Genomic DNA, 17652 nt, shown 5'->3' with positions numbered 1-17652 from the left:
ACCTATGACCCTCTGCTTGTAAGGCAGATGCTCTCCCAGCTGAGCTAAGATCCCACTTTCCTGTGTCTGCTGCTTCTGCTCTCTCAGGAGTTTCTCTCGCAACCGACTTCGTTAGTATACTATGCGTTTCGCAAAGTGTCAACACTTTTTTTAATTTTTTTGAATTTTATTTTTATTTACAAATTTCCTACTATTTTATCCTTGATGATCGCAAGGATCTCTCGTGGAACATAGATGAATAATCTCCAGCTCCGGTACTTTGCCGGAATCGGATAAATTCTCCTGCAGCCGCACTTCCTGCCGATCGCCACTCCACGAAATACATGGAAATGATTGGTGACAATACCTATGGATGCATCCAAAGTACCAATCTTCTCCAGGCTGAAATCCAGGTTCTCTTTCGTGTTGGTCGATCTGTCCTCAAGGATCAGTCGTGAACCATCGATCCCATGTTCTGTAAGATAACGGTACATTGCTTCCGCCTCGCTGATCTGTTCTCCCTGCCCCTGTCCACCGGAAAGAACAGCCCTCGTCCTCGGGTTCTCCTCAAGGTAACGCAAAGCCCTCCTGGTTCGTTCCAGAAGGGCTTTGGATAACCGTGTGCCTGCCACATAGGCACCAAGCACGATAATATAATCCAGATCTGTCCGGACTTTCATTATCTTCCACAGCAATGTTTGTATTTCTTACCGCTGCCGCACGGACAAGGATCGTTACGACCGATCTTATGCGGTTTTACAACTGTGCCGGACTTCTTCTGCTCCATGTACAGTTCCTTACGTTTCTCCTCTGTAAAGATTGCATCCCACTGAGGAAGCTGATACAGCCAGTCTGCCTTGGCATCAACCATATTCTTGTAGAGAAGCTCTTTATCAAAAGCCAGAGTTACTCTGGTATCCTCATCCATTGTCTCGATCGGGTTCGGGATCTTAAGGCTGTCATTGATTCCATCCAGGAATCCAACCATAGTCAGTACGTCCTGTCCGTATTTCTCAGCCAGTTCCTTAACGGTACCGCTTACAACCTCATCCGGATTGGAAAGAAGCTGCTCATAGATTCCCTTCTCGATGTTGAAATAATTTGCCCAGAATCTCTGGAGCTGATTGCGGTCTGCCTGCTGATCATAAGCAATTGAACGCCACTGCTCTAAGATTGTTTTATCACTCATTTGTTTCATCCTCTTTTCAAAAATTTTGCCTGTGCCCCATTATAGCATCTTTTCTTCCAAAAAACAAATCCCTTTTTATACAAATCTCAAGAAAGTTGTATAAAAAGGAATTCCAGCGTCTATACTATGAATGTCCATCGAAGCACTTATCGATGCGATGTGGCAAAAGATACGATCTAAAAAATACTTATATCCTCCCCTTACAAGGTTCCGGGACTTGCGAAACAGTGCAGTCCCGGGATTTTATCTTATTTTATGCCATAAGTCTCTTCCATTTCTTTTGCTGCCTGCTTCAGATCTCTGAACTGAAGCGCATGGATTCCCTGACTTTCGGCGCCCTTACAGTTCTCTTTCCTGTCATCAATAAACAGAGTCTCCTCTGCCTTGAGACCGAATCTGCCAAGCAGAGTACGGTATATCTCTGCATCTGGTTTCATCTGCTTTACATCGCAGGAAAAAATAACTCCATCCATATATTTCAGGAACGGCATCTCGTTCTGCTTCGTACCATCCAGCATATATCTGCTGTAATTGGAAAGAATATACAGATGATATCCCTGGCTCTTAAGGTATTTCGTCCAGGTTTCTGCATAATCCATCTTAACAACACATTCTGTGGAACGCTCGATCACCCTTCGGATGTCATCTGCATACTCCGGTGCCAGTGCCTGAAACTTTCTGATATAGTCTTCCTCCTCCAGAAGTCCCCTGTCACGCTCATCCCAGACTTCACTCTGGAAGGTTGCCTTCGCGATCTTATCTCTCTTTTCTTTTTCAAAATGGAAGCTGTCTAGATAAGTCTGCCAGTTAAACTCTACAAGAACAAGTCCTACATCAAACACAATATTTTTTATCATATGCTTATCCTCCTCATTTTTCTTCTTATTTATAAGCCGAAATACCATCCAGATCACATAGCCCATGATCGCTGCAAAAAGTACTGTATAGAGCGATGCCATAAAGGCTCCTTGAGAAAAATCTCCTTTCAGGGCAAAAAACATCGGCAGACAGAAGATCACAAGCAGAGCAGCCACTCCCAGAAGAGCGGCGATTCTTTTTCCGTTTTTCATAAACACCTCTTCGTGAAATACGCCGGGGAAAACTCTCCCCGGCGTCTATACTTTACTTATTTATTTCTGTAGATAATATCATTTCTTCCTGGTCCGTTGGAGATCATGGTGATCGGGAATCCAATCTGTTTCTCTACGAACTCAACATATTTACGGCAGTTTTCCGGAAGATCTTCGTATTTCTTAATTCCACGGATATCGGTTTTCCATCCCGGAAGTACTTCCAGAACCGGTTTAGCCTTCTCAAGAAGTCCTGTTGTCGGGAATTCTGTAGTAACTTTACCGTCAATCTCATATCCTGTACATACCGGAATCTCATCCAGATATCCAAGGACATCAAGAACAGTAAAGGCTACATCTGTAGTTCCCTGCATACGGCAGCCATATTTGGAAGCAACACAGTCAAACCATCCCATACGTCTCGGACGTCCGGTTGTTGCGCCGTATTCTCCGCCATCTCCGCCTCTTCTTCTCAGCTGATCAGCTTCCTCGCCAAAGATCTCAGAAACAAAAGCACCTGCTCCTACTGCACTGGAATATGCCTTGCAGACAGTAACGATCTGCTTGATTTCATATGGCGGGATTCCTGCACCGATCGCACCATATGCAGCCAGTGTAGAGGAAGATGTTACCATCGGATAGATTCCATGATCCGGATCCTTCAGTGATCCAAGCTGTCCCTCCAGAAGAACCTGTTTGCCTTCTTTGAGTGCATTCCACAGGAACAGAGAAACATCTCCTACATATGGAGCTACCATTTCTTTGTATTTCATCAGTTCTGCATAAATCTCGTTCGGATCAAGAAGCGGTTTATGATACAGATGCTCCAGTAAAATGTTCTTTGTTTCTACAACGCGCTCTACCTTTTCTCTCAGAGTATCGTCATGGAACAGTTCATTTACCTGGAAACCGATTTTGGCATATTTATCGGAATAGAACGGAGCAATACCGGACTTTGTGGATCCGAAAGATTTGCCGCCAAGACGTTCCTCTTCATACTGATCGAAGAGAATATGATAAGGCATTACGATCTGTGCTCTGTCAGAGATCATGATCTTCGGTGCCGGAACTCCTCTCTCGATTACTTCATTGTATTCTTTAAAAAATACCGGAATATTCAGAGCAACACCATTTCCGATCACGCTTGTGGTGTGGTTGTAGAATACACCTGACGGAAGTGTGTGCAGTGCAAATTTACCATAGTCATTTACGATTGTATGACCGGCATTTGCTCCTCCCTGAAATCTTACAATGATATCTGCTTCCTGAGCAAGCATATCGGTGATCTTACCTTTACCCTCATCTCCCCAGTTAGCTCCAACTACTGCTTTGACCATAACACATTTATCCTCCTTGTGTTTTTGATTGATCTGTTAAAAATTATCTTTCAGACTTTTGTCCTCTGGCATCAGACATTAATCTCTGCCTTGATTCCAAGCATATCCTTGTGCTCATCAAGAACCGGCTGTACCACTTTCTCGATGAAAGCAGTTGTCTGCTCTTTGGCTCTTCCCACATATTTGGAAGGATCCATAGACTTGCGGAGTTCTTCGATCGTCAGATTGAATGCCGGATCTGCTGCGATCAGATCAAGAAGGTTGTTATCCTTTCCTTCTACCTTCACAGTACGTCCTGCTTCCATGGAAAGTTCACGAATACGCTCATGAAGTTCCTGACGATCTCCACCTGCCTTAACAGCATCCATCATAATGTTCTCAGTTGCCATGAACGGAAGCTCTGCAAGCATGTGTTTCTCGATAACCTTCGGATATACTACCAGTCCGTCTACTACGTTCAGACAAAGATCAAGGATACCATCTATTGCAAGGAATCCTTCCGGAACGCTGAGACGCTTGTTTGCGGAGTCATCCAGTGTTCTCTCGAACCACTGTGTTGCTGAAGTGATGGCCGGGTTCAGCGCATCGATCATCACATATCTGGAAAGGGAAGCAATACGCTCACTTCTCATCGGATTTCTCTTATATGCCATTGCAGAAGATCCGATCTGAGATTTTTCAAACGGTTCTTCCACTTCCTTGAGGTGCTGAAGAAGGCGGATATCATTGGACATCTTGTGTGCACTTGCTGCAATACCTGCAAGAATATTCAGAACTCTGGTATCAACCTTACGGGAATAGGTCTGTCCGGAAACCGGATAGCACTGCCTGAATCCCATCTTCTCTGCGATCATCGGATCGATCTTGTCGATGGTTTCCTGATCTCCGTCAAAAAGCTCCAAAAAGCTTGCCTGTGTTCCTGTTGTTCCCTTGGAACCAAGAAGCTTAAGGCTTCCCAGGACATACTCCAGGTCCTCAAGATCCATCATGAATTCCTGTGTCCACAGAGTAGCACGCTTACCAACAGTTGTAGGCTGTGCCGGCTGGAAATGGGTAAATGCCAGCGTAGGCTGATCCTTATATTTATCTGCAAACTTAGAAAGCTCTGCAATCACATTGACCAGTTTCTTCTGAACCAGTCTGAGAGCTTCTGCCATTACGATAATGTCTGTATTATCTCCTACATAACAGGAGGTTGCACCCAGATGAATGATTCCCTTTGCTTTCGGACACTGTACTCCATATGCATACACATGAGACATAACGTCATGACGAACCTGACGTTCTCTCTCCTTGGCCACATCGTAATTGATGTCATCCTTGTGAGCCTTAAGTTCATCAATCTGCTCCTGGGTGATGTTCAGGCCAAGTTCTTTTTCTGTTTCTGCCAGAGCGATCCACAATCTTCTCCATGTACGGAATTTCATATCCGGAGAAAAAATATACTGCATTTCCTTGCTGGCATAGCGCTCTGAAAGGGGGCTTACATATCTGTCTGTACTCATATTTACTCCTATCCTCTCACTAGATTAACCGCAGGGGGTAACTGCGGTTAATCGGATTTCCTGATTTCTGTCTTTACGCTGAAAATTATATAACATTGCCTGATTAAAAGCAATCCCTTTATTCTTCTCCCTGATGAAATTTACCAAGGAATTCTTTCATTCTGGAATTGCTGGAAGAAAATACCTCCGTCGGAGTACCCTCCACCGCAATAACCCCCTGGTCCATAAAGATCACCCTGTCCGAAATATCTCTCGCAAAATTCATCTCATGTGTCACGATCACCATGGTAATGTGGAGGTCCGCCAGAGAGCGGATCACGCGGAGAACCTCTCCGGTAAGTTCCGGGTCAAGTGCAGAGGTCGGTTCATCAAAAAACAGGATCTTAGGGTTCAGTGCAAGCGCCCTTGCAATCGCAACTCGCTGGCACTGTCCGCCCGAAAGCTGATACGGATAAGCATCCTCCTTATCAGAAAGTCCCATCTTTGCCAGAAGCTCTCTCGCTTCTTTATATACTTCGGCCTTGTTTCTTTTCTGTACATGGATCGGCGCATCCGTGATATTTTTCATGACGGTAAAATGCGGAAAAAGATTGAAGTTCTGGAACACCAGACCGAAACAGGACTGGATTTCCTTGATCTCATTCTTGGGCGGCATGCAGACTCTGTCATTCTCTGTCCAAATTGCCTTTTTGCCCATGTAGCTGATCTCCCCGCCGTCAATGCGCGTCAGAAGCGTCGCACAGCGGAGCAGCGTAGACTTGCCGGAACCGGAAGGTCCTATGATGGAAAGCACCTCGCCTTCCTCTACATGGATAGAGACATCCTTCAGAACCTGAAGTCCGTCGAATTGTTTTTTGATATGATTCATTTCAAGAAGATTCGTACTCACGCCATTTCCTCCTAATGATAATAGTTCATTTTCTTTTCAAACCATTCCATTACCCATGCAACCACAAAGTTGAAAATGTAATAGAACACACCTGCGATCACAAACGGAAGTACCGTTGTCTGTGCTGCCGCGATCTGTTTTGCAAGTGCAAACATCTCGATATAGGATACAGAATATACAAGAGAGGTATCCTTAACCAATGTGATGACTTCATTTGTCACTGATGGCAGCACGATCTTTACGACCTGCGGAAGTACGATCTTGAAAAATGTCTGACTTTTATTGTAGCCAAGAAGCTGTGCCGCCTCATACTGTCCGCTCGGAATAGATTCAATTCCGGAACGATATATCTCTGCAAAATAAGCCGCATAATTCAATGAACATCCAAGAATGATCGCAGTAAATTTATATCCTCCGATATTCATCCCCCAGAGATAAAACGGTCCAAAATACCACAAAAGCAGCTGCAGCATCAATGGCGTTCCCCTCATAATAGAAATATAGGCTTTGACGATCCAGCTCAGTGGCTTAAAGCGACTCACTCTTCCAAAATACACCACCATACCCAGGGGCAGTGAGAAAAGCAGTGTCAGAAAAAAGATAACCAGCGTAGACCCAAACCCCGTGGTAAGCTGTTGTAACATTACCTGAAAACTCATGTCTTCTCCTCCATAAACTTACAACAGGGATGCTCCCCGGCGAGATCCCAGGGAGCATCCCATATGTCTTATATTTGTTACTGTTCACTTCGTCACAGCAATCTGGTCAAAATCCATTCCAGATCTCATCCGGTGACAGGATTCTGATTATTCAGCGTCTTCCTGTGCAGAATCCTCTGTCTTATCCTCAGCTGCTGCTTCCTCTGTATCTTCTGCTGCCGCGTCATCAGAAGCCTTAAGAGTTACCATATCAGCGATCTCATATTTCTCTGCCAGCTTCTCTACGGTTCCGTCATCTGCCAGCTTCTGAAGGTCTGCATTCACGATATCGCAGAGTTCATCGTTGCCCTTCTTGAATCCGATCGCATACTGCTCTGTATTCAGAGTCTCATCAAGGATCTTGAATCCCTCTCCTCTGGAATTAAGCTGGTATTTTGCAACACCTACATCAATTGCAAGTGCATCCAGTGCTCCTGCCTGCAGTTCTGTAAATGCAGTGTTGTAATCAGCAAATTCATTCAGTGCTCCAAAGGTATCTGCCAGTTCCTTCTGTCCACCCTCTTCTTCGCTCTTAAGAAGATCCAATGCTGCGGAAGCTGCCTGGACACCAACGGTCTTGCCTGCCAGATCTGTCAGTTTCTCAATTCCTGAATCCTCGGCTACAACGATCACCTGGCTGTTATCTACATACGGTACAGAGAAAGTATAATCATCTTCTCTTCCGTTCATTGTAAATCCGTTCCAGATACAGTCAATAGAACCGGAGTTCAGTTCCATATCCTTGGAATCCCAGTTGATCGGTTTTTTGTCCAGAGTCCATCCCTCCAGATCACACACTGCCTGTGCCAGTTCCAGGTCAAAACCTGTATATTCTCCGCTCTCATCCATATATCCATAAGGAGGATATTCTGCATCAAATCCTACGATCAGAGTCTTATCTGCAACGCCCGCCTGTACGCTCACTGCGGAAGCCATTCCCATAACCATAACTGCACTCAGCATTAATGCAACTGCCTTTTTCTTCATATCTATCTCTCCTCTTATACCGTTTTTATGTTTTATCACACAGTCACTCTACCGTGTGAAAGTATAGTTATCGTAACATACCTGTCATATTCTGTCAAGAAAAAAACAAAGTCTGGATCTGTGATATTTTCACAGTTCCAAACTTTGTCTGTATAATGATTATTACATTTTATCCTTATGATGCAGAAGTGTCACGCTCTTAGGAGGCAGATAAAGGTTCACCATACCGGCGCGGGCAATGATCTCCTTTGGCTGATCCGTATATCCATCCTGACATGACCGGATCAGTCTTGTCATTCTGACCTCTTCCATCCTGCTGATTCCCACCGGCCATACTTTGATCGTGACTTCTCTGCCCTCGTCACGGTTATTCAGTATCACGATCATCTGTTCAATATGCGAAAACCTTCCATAGCACAGTCCCTGGTAATCATTCCACAAAAATTTCAGGGAACCCGTTCGCAGGATTCGATATTTTTTGTGGATCGCGATCATTTTTTTGTAGAAATCAAGCAGTTCCTTATCCTCATGTCCCCACGGATAGGTACGGCGGTTATCCGGATCCGTAAATCCACATACACCTGCCTCGTCTCCATAATAGACAGTCGGTGCCCCCGGCCAGGTCATCTGGATCGCGATCGCCTCTCTCATAACTGCCGTATTGATATTCTCAGAGGCAGCCTGCGGGCCTGCATAAGAAACCCTTCCCACACGGCGGTTCGTTCTGGTAAGGAACCTGGAGTGGTCATGGTTGGACAGTTCATTCATCGCCACATGAAGTGCAGACATATGAAGGGAGCGCATATGCGTCCTCATAGCTGCAATAAAGGCCTCACTGTTTCCATACAGATCTTCCCGGTATTCATCACTGTGTTTCTCCATACCGGTCAGAAACCATGTCACCGGTTCCATAAAAGCATCATAATTCATGACAGAATCCCACTCATCTCCCTGAAGCCATCCTTCCGGATTGCCATAATGCTCGGCAAGAATGAGTGCTTCCGGATTTGCCTCCTTGACTGCCCTGCGAAAATCTTTCCAGAACTTATGATTAAACTCATTGCTGTGTCCAAGATCCGCTGCCACGTCCAGTCTCCAGCCATCTGCACAGTACGGCTCGGAAACCCACTTCCGGGCTATATCCAGCACATACTCATAAAGCTCTCTGGAGCCCTCATAATTAAGCTTCGGAAGCGTGTCGTGCGTCCACCATCCATCGTAAGACGGGTTATACGGCCATCTGTTCTCGTCATTAAAATGAAAGAAGGAGCGATACGGGCTGTCTGCCGAAATATAAGCACCCGGTGCATAGCCTTCCTGGCCTTCATAGATCCGCTCACGATCCATCCATTTATTAAAGGAGCCACAGTGATTAAATACTCCGTCCAGGATCACCTTCATGCCTCGCTTATGAAGCTCCTGCACCAGTTTCGCAAAAAGCTGATTACTCGCCTCCAGATTCTTCTTGTCGGTAACTCGTTTGATATATTTGGCTGCATGAGCGTTTTCCCTGTCCCACGAAGCCAGAAGCCCATCACAGTCCTCCACGATCTTTCCATAATGAGGATCCACGTAATCATAATCCTGTGTGTCATACTTGTGATTGCTCGGTGATACAAAGATCGGGTTCAGATACACGACCTCCACTCCAAGATCTTGAAGATAATCCAGCTTATCCATAACTCCCTGAAGGTCTCCGCCATAGAATTCCCTCACACCCATGACTGCCGGTGTCTTGGACCAGTCCTTCACCTGCTCACAGTGTTCTCCGATATAAGAATACTCATCCGTCAGAACATTGTTTGTCGGATCTCCGTTGCAGAAACGATCCACAAAAATCTGGTACATGACCGCACCCTTCGCCCAGTCCGGTGTCTGATAGTTCGGATAAATCTCAAAATCATCCCGATCCTCTCTCTCTGTACAGACTCCCTGCTGATTATAATAACAGTTTACCCACCCATACAGAATCTCAAAGTGATATCTGAAAACCTCGTCCGGCATAACGATCCTGGCCGCATAGTAATCAAAGCCCTTGACCGTCTTATAGATCTTCATCCTTCGTTTCTTTCCGCCGGATACAAGATACACTGCATCCACATTGTTTTTCTGGGTCCGGAAACTGATCATTACCGTTTCCCCTGTCTTTGGTTCGGCAGGATTTCTGTAATACCTCGTTCCGTCACTGAAAAAAGCGTCCTTATTCAGCACCGGCCGCACATTCAGAATGTACTGCATTTTTCTGGTAATGTCCTCATTTTCCCATTCCATAATCAAAATCCCCTTATTCTTTAGCATATGTATATTCTAGTTGATAAATCACAAAAGTACAATATAAAACCCGCCGAATAAAGCCATGCAAATATGCACTATTTTTACAAAGTAAAAAAGACAGCGGGATAAGCTGTCTTTTTTGGAGAAGGTATTTCTTCTTATGGGGTGTAGCAAAAACTATATAATGTATTGGGGGGTTTTTACGATATATATAGTATCATGCGTCTATCCAAAAGTGTGCACAAAGTTCACAAAATTCATTTTATGTTTTTGTCTATGTTGTATACTCATTTTTGAAGGCTGATTTTTTCAGATGTAAAAAGTGCCTCAAACTCTTCTCTGTGAACCTTTTCCTTCTCTAAAAGAAGGGCGGCGCACTTATGAAGTACGTCCATATGCTGCATGATGATCTCTCTCGCATCCTCATGACATTTGTCTATGATGGCATGAACTTCCTGGTCGATCTCCTTGGCCACTTCTTCACTGTAGCTTCTGGTATGTGCCAGGTCTCTTCCAATAAATACTTCATCGCCCTCGTCCCCATAGGCGATCAGTCCAAGCTTGTCTGACATACCATACTGCATGACCATGGCACGGGCAGTTCCCGTAGCACGCTTGATATCATTGGAAGCACCCGTTGTGATATCATTAAAGATCAGTTCCTCAGCCACACGGCCGCCAAGCAGTGTTGTGATATCCTGAAGCATCTTGCCCTTGGTGTTGAACATCTCATCATTCTCCGGAAGCGGCATGGTGTATCCTGCTGCCCCAACGCCTGTCGGAATGATCGAGATTGTATAGACAGGATCCATATCCGGAAGAACATGGAACAGGATCGCATGTCCCGCTTCATGATAGGCTGTGATCTTCTTTTCTTTGTCAGAAATAACCTTACTTCGTTTCTCTGCGCCGATACCGACCTTGATAAAGGCATGCTTGATATCCTGCTGTGTAATGTAGGATCTCGTTGCCTTCGCCGCCATAATTGCAGCCTCATTCATGAGGTTCTCAAGGTCTGCACCTGTAAAGCCTGCGGTTGTCTGTGCAATCTGTGCCAGATCAACATCCTCACCCAGCGGCTTGTCCTTGACATGAACGCGAAGAATCTCCTCACGTCCCTTGACATCCGGTCTGCCGACAGCAACCTTACGGTCGAAACGTCCCGGACGCAGGATTGCCGGATCAAGAATATCCACACGGTTGGTAGCCGCCATGACGATGATTCCCTCATTCACTCCAAAACCATCCATCTCCACAAGGAGCTGATTCAGAGTCTGCTCTCTCTCATCATGGCCGCCGCCCATACCGGTTCCACGCTGTCTCGCAACTGCATCGATCTCATCAATAAAAATAATACACGGTGCATGTTTCTTGCCCTCTTCAAACAGGTCACGGACACGGGAGGCGCCGACACCGACAAACATCTCCACAAAATCCGAACCGGAAATGGAAAAGAACGGAACACCTGCTTCACCTGCTACAGCTTTGGCAAGAAGAGTCTTACCTGTTCCTGGAGGACCTACAAGGATAACGCCTTTCGGGATTCTTGCACCCACGCTTGTATATTTCTGCGGAGCCTTGAGGAAATCCACCACCTCTACCAGATCTTCCTTCTCTTCCTGAAGACCTGCCACATCCTTGAAGGTTACTTTCTTATCGTCCGGAAGCATCATTCTCGCACGGCTCTTGCCAAAATTCATCATCTTGGAATTGCCGCCTCCACCTGACATCTGTCTGTTCATCATGATAAACATAAAAACGATAAACACTCCTGTGATGATCACCGGTAACAGGGAAGTAAGGAAAACACTTTCCTGCGGAACATCTCTGACATCCGGATGGATATCGTACTTCTCAAGAATCTCCTGTGCAGTATTTACGTCTGTCACATTAACCTTTTTCTGTCCTTCGCCTTCGATCTCTGCCGCAACAGATCCCGTCGGTACCTCTCTGTTCTGATACAGAGTAGCTGAAGTTACCCTGCCGTCCTGTGCTGCCTGCTCCAGCTTGTCCATCGTATAATTACTCTGGGAAGCCACCTGATTGTTCAGATAAAAATATCCTGCAACCAGCATCACGATCAAAACCAGATAAAGGCCAATTCTGCCTGGCTGTCTGTTCACTTAATTAAATCTCCTTTCACTCCTCGCCGTCAAATTCCACTACTCCGATAAACGGGAGATTCCTGTATTTCTGGGCATAGTCAAGCCCATATCCTACAACAAATTCATCTGGAATATTGAAACAGCAGTAATCTACATTGACATCCTTTTTGACTCTGCGCTCCGGTTTGTCGAGCAGAGTACACAGACGGATGCTGTTTGGATGTCTGTCCTCAAGGATCTTGATCAGGTAACTTAAAGTTCTTCCTGAATCAATGATATCCTCTACGATCAGCACGTCCTTGCCGATCAGCGGCTGATCCAGATCCTTTACGATCTTAACTACACCGCTTGATTTGGTATCGTCTCCATAACTGGACACAGACATAAAGTCCAGAGATACCGGTACTGTGATTCTCTTTGCAAGTTCACAGGTAAAGAATACGCCGCCTTTCAGCACGCAGATCAGATGGATTTCTCTTCCGGCATAATCCTTGCTGATTTTGGCTGCCACCTGCTGGATTCTTGCATCCACTTCCTCTTCACTCAGTAAAACCTTGATTCTTTCACTCATTTCCTGATTCCTCCTTGGTATGTGATTTCTAATATATTCCTTGTACAGGAAGTAATTTTATACCGCTCACTGATCCTTCCGCCTACGATCCACACAATTTCTTCCCCATCTGCGATCAGGGGAATCTGCTCCCTTGATTCCTTCGGGACTCTGTCATCGATCATGCATCTGGTCAGTTTCTTGCTTTCTCCGCCCTTACCGATCACGAGATAGTCTCCACTCTTTCGTGTACGGACAGACAAACTGCACTTTATTTTATCACAATCAAACCATTTCGTATACTTTTTTTCTAAAATCTTCTCACCGGAACAGGGAAAAATTTTAATTTCAAACCTGCCATACGATGTTTCGACCATTCCCTGAGAGAGAGAAAGTGCAAATTCCTCTTTGGGGGAAGCCATCTCTGAGGACTTCCTACAGGACTTCTTATGGATACATACACCGTCATAACTTCTGACCGCTTCCAGTCCATAGGGAAGATCGATTCTTTTGCTCACCTGACAGAGATACAGTTCCAGCGTCTGACGGATATGAACCTGCGACAGATCTCTTCTCTGTCCGCTCAAAGTCTCCAGGATCACCCGGACGCCATAGCTTTTGAGGATTTCCTTTTTGTAAAAAAAATCCTCCTTCAGGCAATAGCTGCCATCCGTCTCTCTGTACCTCTGTACCAGTGCCTGTGCCTCTTCTGTCAGAAACTCCTCTGCCTCTGTCAGAATTCTGGAAGTTTCTGCCATATGCTCTATGGCTTTGGTATTGATCTCCTGCTCCATCATCGGAAGGATGTGCCTGCGGATCCGGTTTCTCGTATACTCATCCTCCAGGTTCGTACTGTCCAGAATACCCGGAATCCCGCATTCCTTAATATACTCGTCTATTTCTTTTCTTTCTAAACACAAAAGAGGACGAATCACTTCTCCGTTCACTGGTTTCAGCGAACAGAGACCTCTCAGGCCGGTACCTCTGGCAAGATGATGCAGCATGGTTTCCGCAAGATCATTCTTGTTATGTGCCAGCGCGATCCTGCAGACGCACTCCTGCTGCCCGCATTTCTTCTTCTCTGCCTCAAACGCCTTCCTCCGGACAATTCTTCCTGTCTCCTCCGTTCCAAGCTTCCATTTCTCAGACAATTGCGGCACATCATAACAATACGAGCTGCACGGAATCTCCCACTGACGGCAGATATCCTCAACCACCTTCTGATCCCTTTCGGCTTCCTCTCCACGGATCCCATGATTCACATGCACCACCCGCAGCCCGAAATTCCACCCTGCCTGTAAACTCTTCAAAAGATGCAGCATTGTCATGGAATCATTCCCGCCGGATACACCTGCTATGATCATGCTGTTCTCCGGGATCATCTTATTCTGTTCGGCAAATCTCTTTACTTTATCCAGGGTCATTTCCTGCATTCTTATTTATCCTCATTCAGTTTCTGCCGCTGTTCACAGCAGCTATTTTCTCACAACACTCGCAACCAACACGGTCATATCATCTCTTGCACGATAGTCACTGTATCCGAGCACCCTCTCCAGAATTCCCCGGCTGATCTCACGCGGGGCACTCTCCTGTACATCCAGGATGATCTCCTTCATGGTTTCTTCCTCGCACTCTGATGGAAGTGCATCCAGCACCCCGTCCGTCATCATCACCAGACAGTCCCCGTGATACAGCTTCCTGGATGCCGTGTCAAAATCAATCCGCTGCACCAGTCCCGCCGCAAGACTCTCAGACGAGATTGCTTCCACCCAGTGATCTCGCCGGATAAACGTAGCTGCCGCTCCGGCCTTGAGAAATTCGCAGATCCCTGTATAAAGATCCACCGCACAGATATCCACCGTCGAAAACATCCCTTCCCTGCCGTTTAATACCAGAGCGGAATTCACCATTCTAGCTGCGGTCTCCTGTGAAAAGCCGGATTCCAGGAACTGCTCCAGTAATTCTACCACAATTTCACTTTCCCTGCACGCATCCATACCGGATCCCATGCCGTCCGAAAGACACATCACAAACCTGCCTCCATCCTCCTGGCGGCAGATATAGTTATCTCCGGAAACCTTCTCTTTCTCCCGGGTGATCCTGGCCACGCCGTACAGCATCTGATAGCTCACATCTTCCACAAAATGTATGGTATGAAAATCCCGGTTCACGATACAACGGTTCCCTGGTGCCGATGTCATGCTGCATTCACAGATCCCGGACAAAATCTGCGCAATCTCTGCCACAGAGACACACTGACCATTCCTTGCACGCATAGTCAGAAAAATCTGCCGTCTTCCCTCAACCTTGTCCATCACCCACGCCCGCTTAAGAATCACATGACGCTTCCGAAGACTTCTGGTCAGTTCTTCCTGAAAGACCGGCTCCGCCTCACTGATATCATAGAGATCCTCTGCCACCTGCCGCATAATATGCGAAATCTCATTCAGCTGCTGTGCAACCGCAAGCCGACTCTCGATCATACGGTTTCCCCAGATCATCTCCTGTTTCTCACGCTGGAAACATTCCCTCAGACTTTCCAGATACTGTGGTGACTTCCCACAGACCTCTCCCCACTGCTTCCGAAGTTCTTCAATCCTTCCCTCATCTGCCTGCTCGATCGCCCGCACCAGTGCCTCTCCGCCCTGATACATACTCTCTGCCTGTTCGCCCCAGCACAGTTCTCTCCGGTAACAGTTCCTGCACAAATGCTCCCCTGCTTCTCTGAGAACATTCTCTACCTGTGCGCTGCTTAAGTATTCTTTTTTATAGGGCATCCCATAAAACGTATCCGCCAGTTTCTGAAAGGATGCTGCATAACGTTCCACCCTTTCCTTCTGGGGATGCTCTCCATTCATAGGAAAAGGTTCCTCTTTTTTGGATTTTCTTCCCTTCAAAACAGTTTTTGCCATGTCCCGCAGGATCAGTAAGATGCTGACCGCGAGCATGGCAATTATCCATTCCTGCATATTTTCCCCTCCCCCTGATGATTCATTCAGGGAAAATTATAAAGGGGTTTTTATAAAATATCTGTCAAACGCTGACACATATCTCAAAAAAGTTTTCTCCAAAATATGCGTTATTTCTCTTCTTCAAAAACTATCTCATTACCCTTGACAAGTCCCAGACGATCCCTTGCAAGTTCTGCAATATACTCATCCGTCTGCATATATTCCTTCTTTTCTTTGAGCTGCTTTGTACGATCCTCTTCTTCCTCTATAGATGTCCTTATCTCTGATGCCCTTGTATCATAGGATGCAATTCTGGTCTTAAGCTCCCTGCTCTGTACAGTAAGCGCTCCCAGAAGAATCAAAACAACTACCGAAATCAGTGCCATTCCAAGGTAATTATTTAATATTCTAGTGTTTTTCCTGTTTTTTTTTGACCTGCTCAATCTGCTTTCCTCTCTCTACATTACAAAAGCGATTCCTCATGATTACTAAAAGTTTACCTCTTTTGGCTGGAAATAGCAACCTCTTTAACAAAGAATTCGTCAAAAAACCGCAAAAATACCGGAATCAAAAGCATTCCTGCCGCGTATAACTGCCGGATTTCAGCGGAACATTCTTTTGATCAGTTTCTCTTTCTTTGGAGGAGTATTTCTGGAAAGATAGATCAGACTGTTTATTTTGCCCTCAATCCCGGCTTTCCCTTTCTCCAGATCCAGTCCTTTAATATGAAGCTGTTCTCCTTTTATCTGGAGTTTCCCCTCCTCGGTCAGAAGAAGGATTTCCTGCTCATTAAATGACTGGACATCCAAAACTCCTGAGATCGTGCTTTTTCTCCGATTCTCCAGAAGCAAGCTGTGCGGCTGCCGTACGGTACCTGGTTCCATCCTTCCGCCTCCTGACTGTTACCTGTGAACAGTTATGCCTGACTGACTACACTTCTACTTTATGTGAGGAGGAAGACAAATAGACCGCAAAACTTCATTTCTCTGTATCAGAGATATTTATAAAGATTTTCTGCATCTTCCTTGCGGACAGTATCCTTGACATCCAGAACTTCGACCCGTACCTTCTTGTCTCCGCCAAACTGGATCTCAATGGTATCACCCGCCTTGACCTGTGCGGACGCCTTGGCCGGACGGTCATTGACCAGAACTCTTCCCGCATCGCAGGCTTCGTTCGCTACTGTTCTTCTCTTGATCAGACGTGAAATCTTCAGATATTTATCAAGTCTCATAAATTCTCCTTTAACCTAAAAACGGGGGAACCATAAGTTCCCCCAGCCATACGCTATAATTATTCGTTTACCAGATCTTTCAGAGCTTTTCCTGCTTTGAATTTCGGTGCCTTGGAAGCTGCGATTGTCATTGTTTCGCCAGTACGAGGATTTCTTCCTTCTCTTGCTGCTCTTTCACTTACTTCAAATGTACCAAAACCTACTAACTGGATTTTTCCACCTTTTTTTAATTCGGATGCCACAACGTCGGTGAAAGATTTTAAAACTGCCTCAATATCCTTCTTGGAAAGGTTTGTTTCTTTCGCCATTGCTGCTACTAATTCTGTTTTATTCATGGTGTTTCCTCCTCTAAATAATCTCTTTCTTATTTATTGCGTAATGCTTCCTGGCATATGCACGCTATCTACTATATATATACCTTTTGTGTCAAATTGTCAAGGCTTTTCCTGCTATTGAGGGCTCTCCGCTGTTGTTTTTTCATCGGCAGAAATACGGGTATTGTTCTGTCTTTCCCGGGCTTTCAATTCTTCCCATGACAAAGACACTGCCTCTGTATCTTCCGGCGAAAAAATCCTCGGATGACGAAATTTCATCTTGGTCTCGATACCCGAAATCACATCCTCTATCGTAAAAAGTCCCTCTTCCTGTGCGATCACACTGTGAAGTGCAACCTGAAACAGTACATCGCCAAGTTCCTCACAGAGATTCCGGCTGTCGTCCTCTGCATTCAGACGGTCGATTCCTTCCAGAACCTCCTCTGCCTCCTCCATAAGATATGGTTTCAGGCTTTCATGTGTCTGCACACTGTCCCACGGACACTTCTTCCGGATTTCCCGGACAACTTCCATAAATTCGTCAAATTCCTGCATACGCCAGTTACCTGA

General features: G+C 45.7%; 18 protein-coding genes. All 18 read right to left on the bottom strand.

All coding sequences use genetic code 11. The features are described 5' to 3' along the window. Positions 1-176: 176 nt before the first annotated feature. The 18 genes from LIR34_RS12915 to LIR34_RS12830 all read right to left on the bottom strand — a co-directional run bounded on the left by LIR34_RS12915 (position 177) and on the right by LIR34_RS12830 (position 17637). Positions 177-659 (bottom strand): YdcF family protein, encoded by a 483-nt coding sequence (locus LIR34_RS12915; RefSeq protein ID WP_173901790.1) that lies wholly within the window; start codon positions 657-659, stop codon positions 177-179. Beyond that, positions 659-1168, bottom strand: coding sequence for an SEC-C metal-binding domain-containing protein (locus LIR34_RS12910; protein ID WP_161284027.1), 510 nt, complete (start codon positions 1166-1168; stop codon positions 659-661). Before LIR34_RS12910 ends, LIR34_RS12915 begins: the two co-directional genes overlap by 1 nt. 248 nt (positions 1169-1416) lie before the next feature. After that, positions 1417-2238 (bottom strand): HAD family hydrolase, encoded by an 822-nt coding sequence (locus LIR34_RS12905; protein ID WP_173901789.1) that lies wholly within the window; start codon positions 2236-2238, stop codon positions 1417-1419. Positions 2239-2294: 56 nt separating this feature from the next. Then, positions 2295-3575, bottom strand: a complete 1281-nt coding sequence (locus LIR34_RS12900; protein ID WP_173901788.1) for an adenylosuccinate synthase — start codon at positions 3573-3575, stop codon at positions 2295-2297. 71 nt (positions 3576-3646) lie between these two features. Continuing rightward, entirely contained in the window at positions 3647-5080 is a 1434-nt protein-coding gene (gene purB / locus LIR34_RS12895; protein WP_161284024.1) for an adenylosuccinate lyase, read from the bottom strand. Between the two features lie 118 nt (positions 5081-5198). Beyond that, positions 5199-5948, bottom strand: coding sequence for an amino acid ABC transporter ATP-binding protein (locus tag LIR34_RS12890; protein ID WP_173901840.1), 750 nt, complete (start codon positions 5946-5948; stop codon positions 5199-5201). A gap of 32 nt (positions 5949-5980) precedes the next feature. Beyond that, on the bottom strand, positions 5981-6628 hold the full coding sequence (locus tag LIR34_RS12885; RefSeq protein ID WP_161284023.1) for an amino acid ABC transporter permease: 648 nt from the start codon (positions 6626-6628) through the stop codon (positions 5981-5983). Between the two features lie 147 nt (positions 6629-6775). Then, positions 6776-7654 carry an amino acid ABC transporter substrate-binding protein gene (locus LIR34_RS12880; protein WP_161284022.1) on the bottom strand — a complete coding sequence of 293 codons (879 nt, stop codon included), beginning with the start codon at positions 7652-7654 and terminating at the stop codon, positions 6776-6778. A gap of 162 nt (positions 7655-7816) precedes the next feature. Then, a complete protein-coding gene (locus LIR34_RS12875; RefSeq protein ID WP_173901787.1) occupies positions 7817-9925 on the bottom strand; it encodes a glycoside hydrolase family 13 protein in 2109 nt (702 codons plus the stop codon). A gap of 290 nt (positions 9926-10215) precedes the next feature. Beyond that, positions 10216-12003: an ATP-dependent zinc metalloprotease FtsH gene (ftsH, locus tag LIR34_RS12870; RefSeq protein ID WP_173901839.1), complete on the bottom strand. Its 1788-nt coding sequence runs from the start codon at positions 12001-12003 to the stop codon at positions 10216-10218. A gap of 64 nt (positions 12004-12067) precedes the next feature. Continuing rightward, positions 12068-12604 (bottom strand): hypoxanthine phosphoribosyltransferase, encoded by a 537-nt coding sequence (gene hpt, locus LIR34_RS12865; protein ID WP_161284020.1) that lies wholly within the window; start codon positions 12602-12604, stop codon positions 12068-12070. Then, positions 12601-14016: a tRNA lysidine(34) synthetase TilS gene (tilS, locus tag LIR34_RS12860; protein ID WP_173901786.1), complete on the bottom strand. Its 1416-nt coding sequence runs from the start codon at positions 14014-14016 to the stop codon at positions 12601-12603. The genes hpt and tilS overlap by 4 nt, the downstream gene beginning before the upstream one ends. A 42-nt stretch (positions 14017-14058) precedes the next feature. Beyond that, positions 14059-15552, bottom strand: coding sequence for a SpoIIE family protein phosphatase (locus tag LIR34_RS12855; RefSeq protein WP_161284018.1), 1494 nt, complete (start codon positions 15550-15552; stop codon positions 14059-14061). A gap of 110 nt (positions 15553-15662) precedes the next feature. Then, positions 15663-15920 carry an FtsB family cell division protein gene (locus LIR34_RS12850; protein WP_173901785.1) on the bottom strand — a complete coding sequence of 86 codons (258 nt, stop codon included), beginning with the start codon at positions 15918-15920 and terminating at the stop codon, positions 15663-15665. 216 nt (positions 15921-16136) lie between these two features. Next, the gene (yabP, locus tag LIR34_RS12845; RefSeq protein WP_161284017.1) at positions 16137-16418 is read right to left on the bottom strand and encodes a sporulation protein YabP; all 282 of its coding nucleotides are present in this window, start codon (positions 16416-16418) and stop codon (positions 16137-16139) included. A 107-nt stretch (positions 16419-16525) separates the two neighbouring features. Further along, positions 16526-16768, bottom strand: coding sequence for an RNA-binding S4 domain-containing protein (locus LIR34_RS12840; RefSeq protein WP_161284016.1), 243 nt, complete (start codon positions 16766-16768; stop codon positions 16526-16528). Between the two features lie 59 nt (positions 16769-16827). Beyond that, entirely contained in the window at positions 16828-17103 is a 276-nt protein-coding gene (locus LIR34_RS12835) for an HU family DNA-binding protein (RefSeq protein ID WP_161284015.1), read from the bottom strand. Between the two features lie 114 nt (positions 17104-17217). Beyond that, positions 17218-17637, bottom strand: a complete 420-nt coding sequence (locus LIR34_RS12830; RefSeq protein ID WP_173901784.1) for a MazG nucleotide pyrophosphohydrolase domain-containing protein — start codon at positions 17635-17637, stop codon at positions 17218-17220. Positions 17638-17652 lie beyond the last annotated feature (15 nt).

Origin of the sequence: Blautia sp. MSK17_66, from assembly GCF_020538025.1 — a bacterium.
Lineage (GTDB): Bacteria > Bacillota > Clostridia > Lachnospirales > Lachnospiraceae > Blautia_A.
This window is presented reverse-complemented; position numbering and strand designations above follow the sequence as displayed.

Coding starts and splice junctions, on each gene's coding strand:
- LIR34_RS12830 (WP_173901784.1), bottom strand. CDS start 17,637: ATGCAGGAATTTGACGAATTTATGGAAGTTGTCCGGGAAATCCGGAAG.
- purB (WP_161284024.1), bottom strand. CDS start 5,080: ATGAGTACAGACAGATATGTAAGCCCCCTTTCAGAGCGCTATGCCAGC.
- LIR34_RS12880 (WP_161284022.1), bottom strand. CDS start 7,654: ATGAAGAAAAAGGCAGTTGCATTAATGCTGAGTGCAGTTATGGTTATG.
- LIR34_RS12915 (WP_173901790.1), bottom strand. CDS start 659: ATGAAAGTCCGGACAGATCTGGATTATATTATCGTGCTTGGTGCCTAT.
- tilS (WP_173901786.1), bottom strand. CDS start 14,016: ATGCAGGAAATGACCCTGGATAAAGTAAAGAGATTTGCCGAACAGAAT.
- ftsH (WP_173901839.1), bottom strand. CDS start 12,003: ATGCTGGTTGCAGGATATTTTTATCTGAACAATCAGGTGGCTTCCCAG.
- LIR34_RS12850 (WP_173901785.1), bottom strand. CDS start 15,920: ATGGCACTGATTTCGGTAGTTGTTTTGATTCTTCTGGGAGCGCTTACT.
- LIR34_RS12855 (WP_161284018.1), bottom strand. CDS start 15,552: ATGCAGGAATGGATAATTGCCATGCTCGCGGTCAGCATCTTACTGATC.
- hpt (WP_161284020.1), bottom strand. CDS start 12,604: ATGAGTGAAAGAATCAAGGTTTTACTGAGTGAAGAGGAAGTGGATGCA.
- LIR34_RS12885 (WP_161284023.1), bottom strand. CDS start 6,628: ATGAGTTTTCAGGTAATGTTACAACAGCTTACCACGGGGTTTGGGTCT.
- LIR34_RS12900 (WP_173901788.1), bottom strand. CDS start 3,575: ATGGTCAAAGCAGTAGTTGGAGCTAACTGGGGAGATGAGGGTAAAGGT.
- LIR34_RS12875 (WP_173901787.1), bottom strand. CDS start 9,925: ATGGAATGGGAAAATGAGGACATTACCAGAAAAATGCAGTACATTCTG.
- LIR34_RS12840 (WP_161284016.1), bottom strand. CDS start 16,768: ATGAGACTTGATAAATATCTGAAGATTTCACGTCTGATCAAGAGAAGA.
- LIR34_RS12910 (WP_161284027.1), bottom strand. CDS start 1,168: ATGAGTGATAAAACAATCTTAGAGCAGTGGCGTTCAATTGCTTATGAT.
- LIR34_RS12905 (WP_173901789.1), bottom strand. CDS start 2,238: ATGAAAAACGGAAAAAGAATCGCCGCTCTTCTGGGAGTGGCTGCTCTG.
- LIR34_RS12890 (WP_173901840.1), bottom strand. CDS start 5,948: ATGAATCATATCAAAAAACAATTCGACGGACTTCAGGTTCTGAAGGAT.
- LIR34_RS12835 (WP_161284015.1), bottom strand. CDS start 17,103: ATGAATAAAACAGAATTAGTAGCAGCAATGGCGAAAGAAACAAACCTT.
- yabP (WP_161284017.1), bottom strand. CDS start 16,418: ATGGAACCAGGTACCGTACGGCAGCCGCACAGCTTGCTTCTGGAGAAT.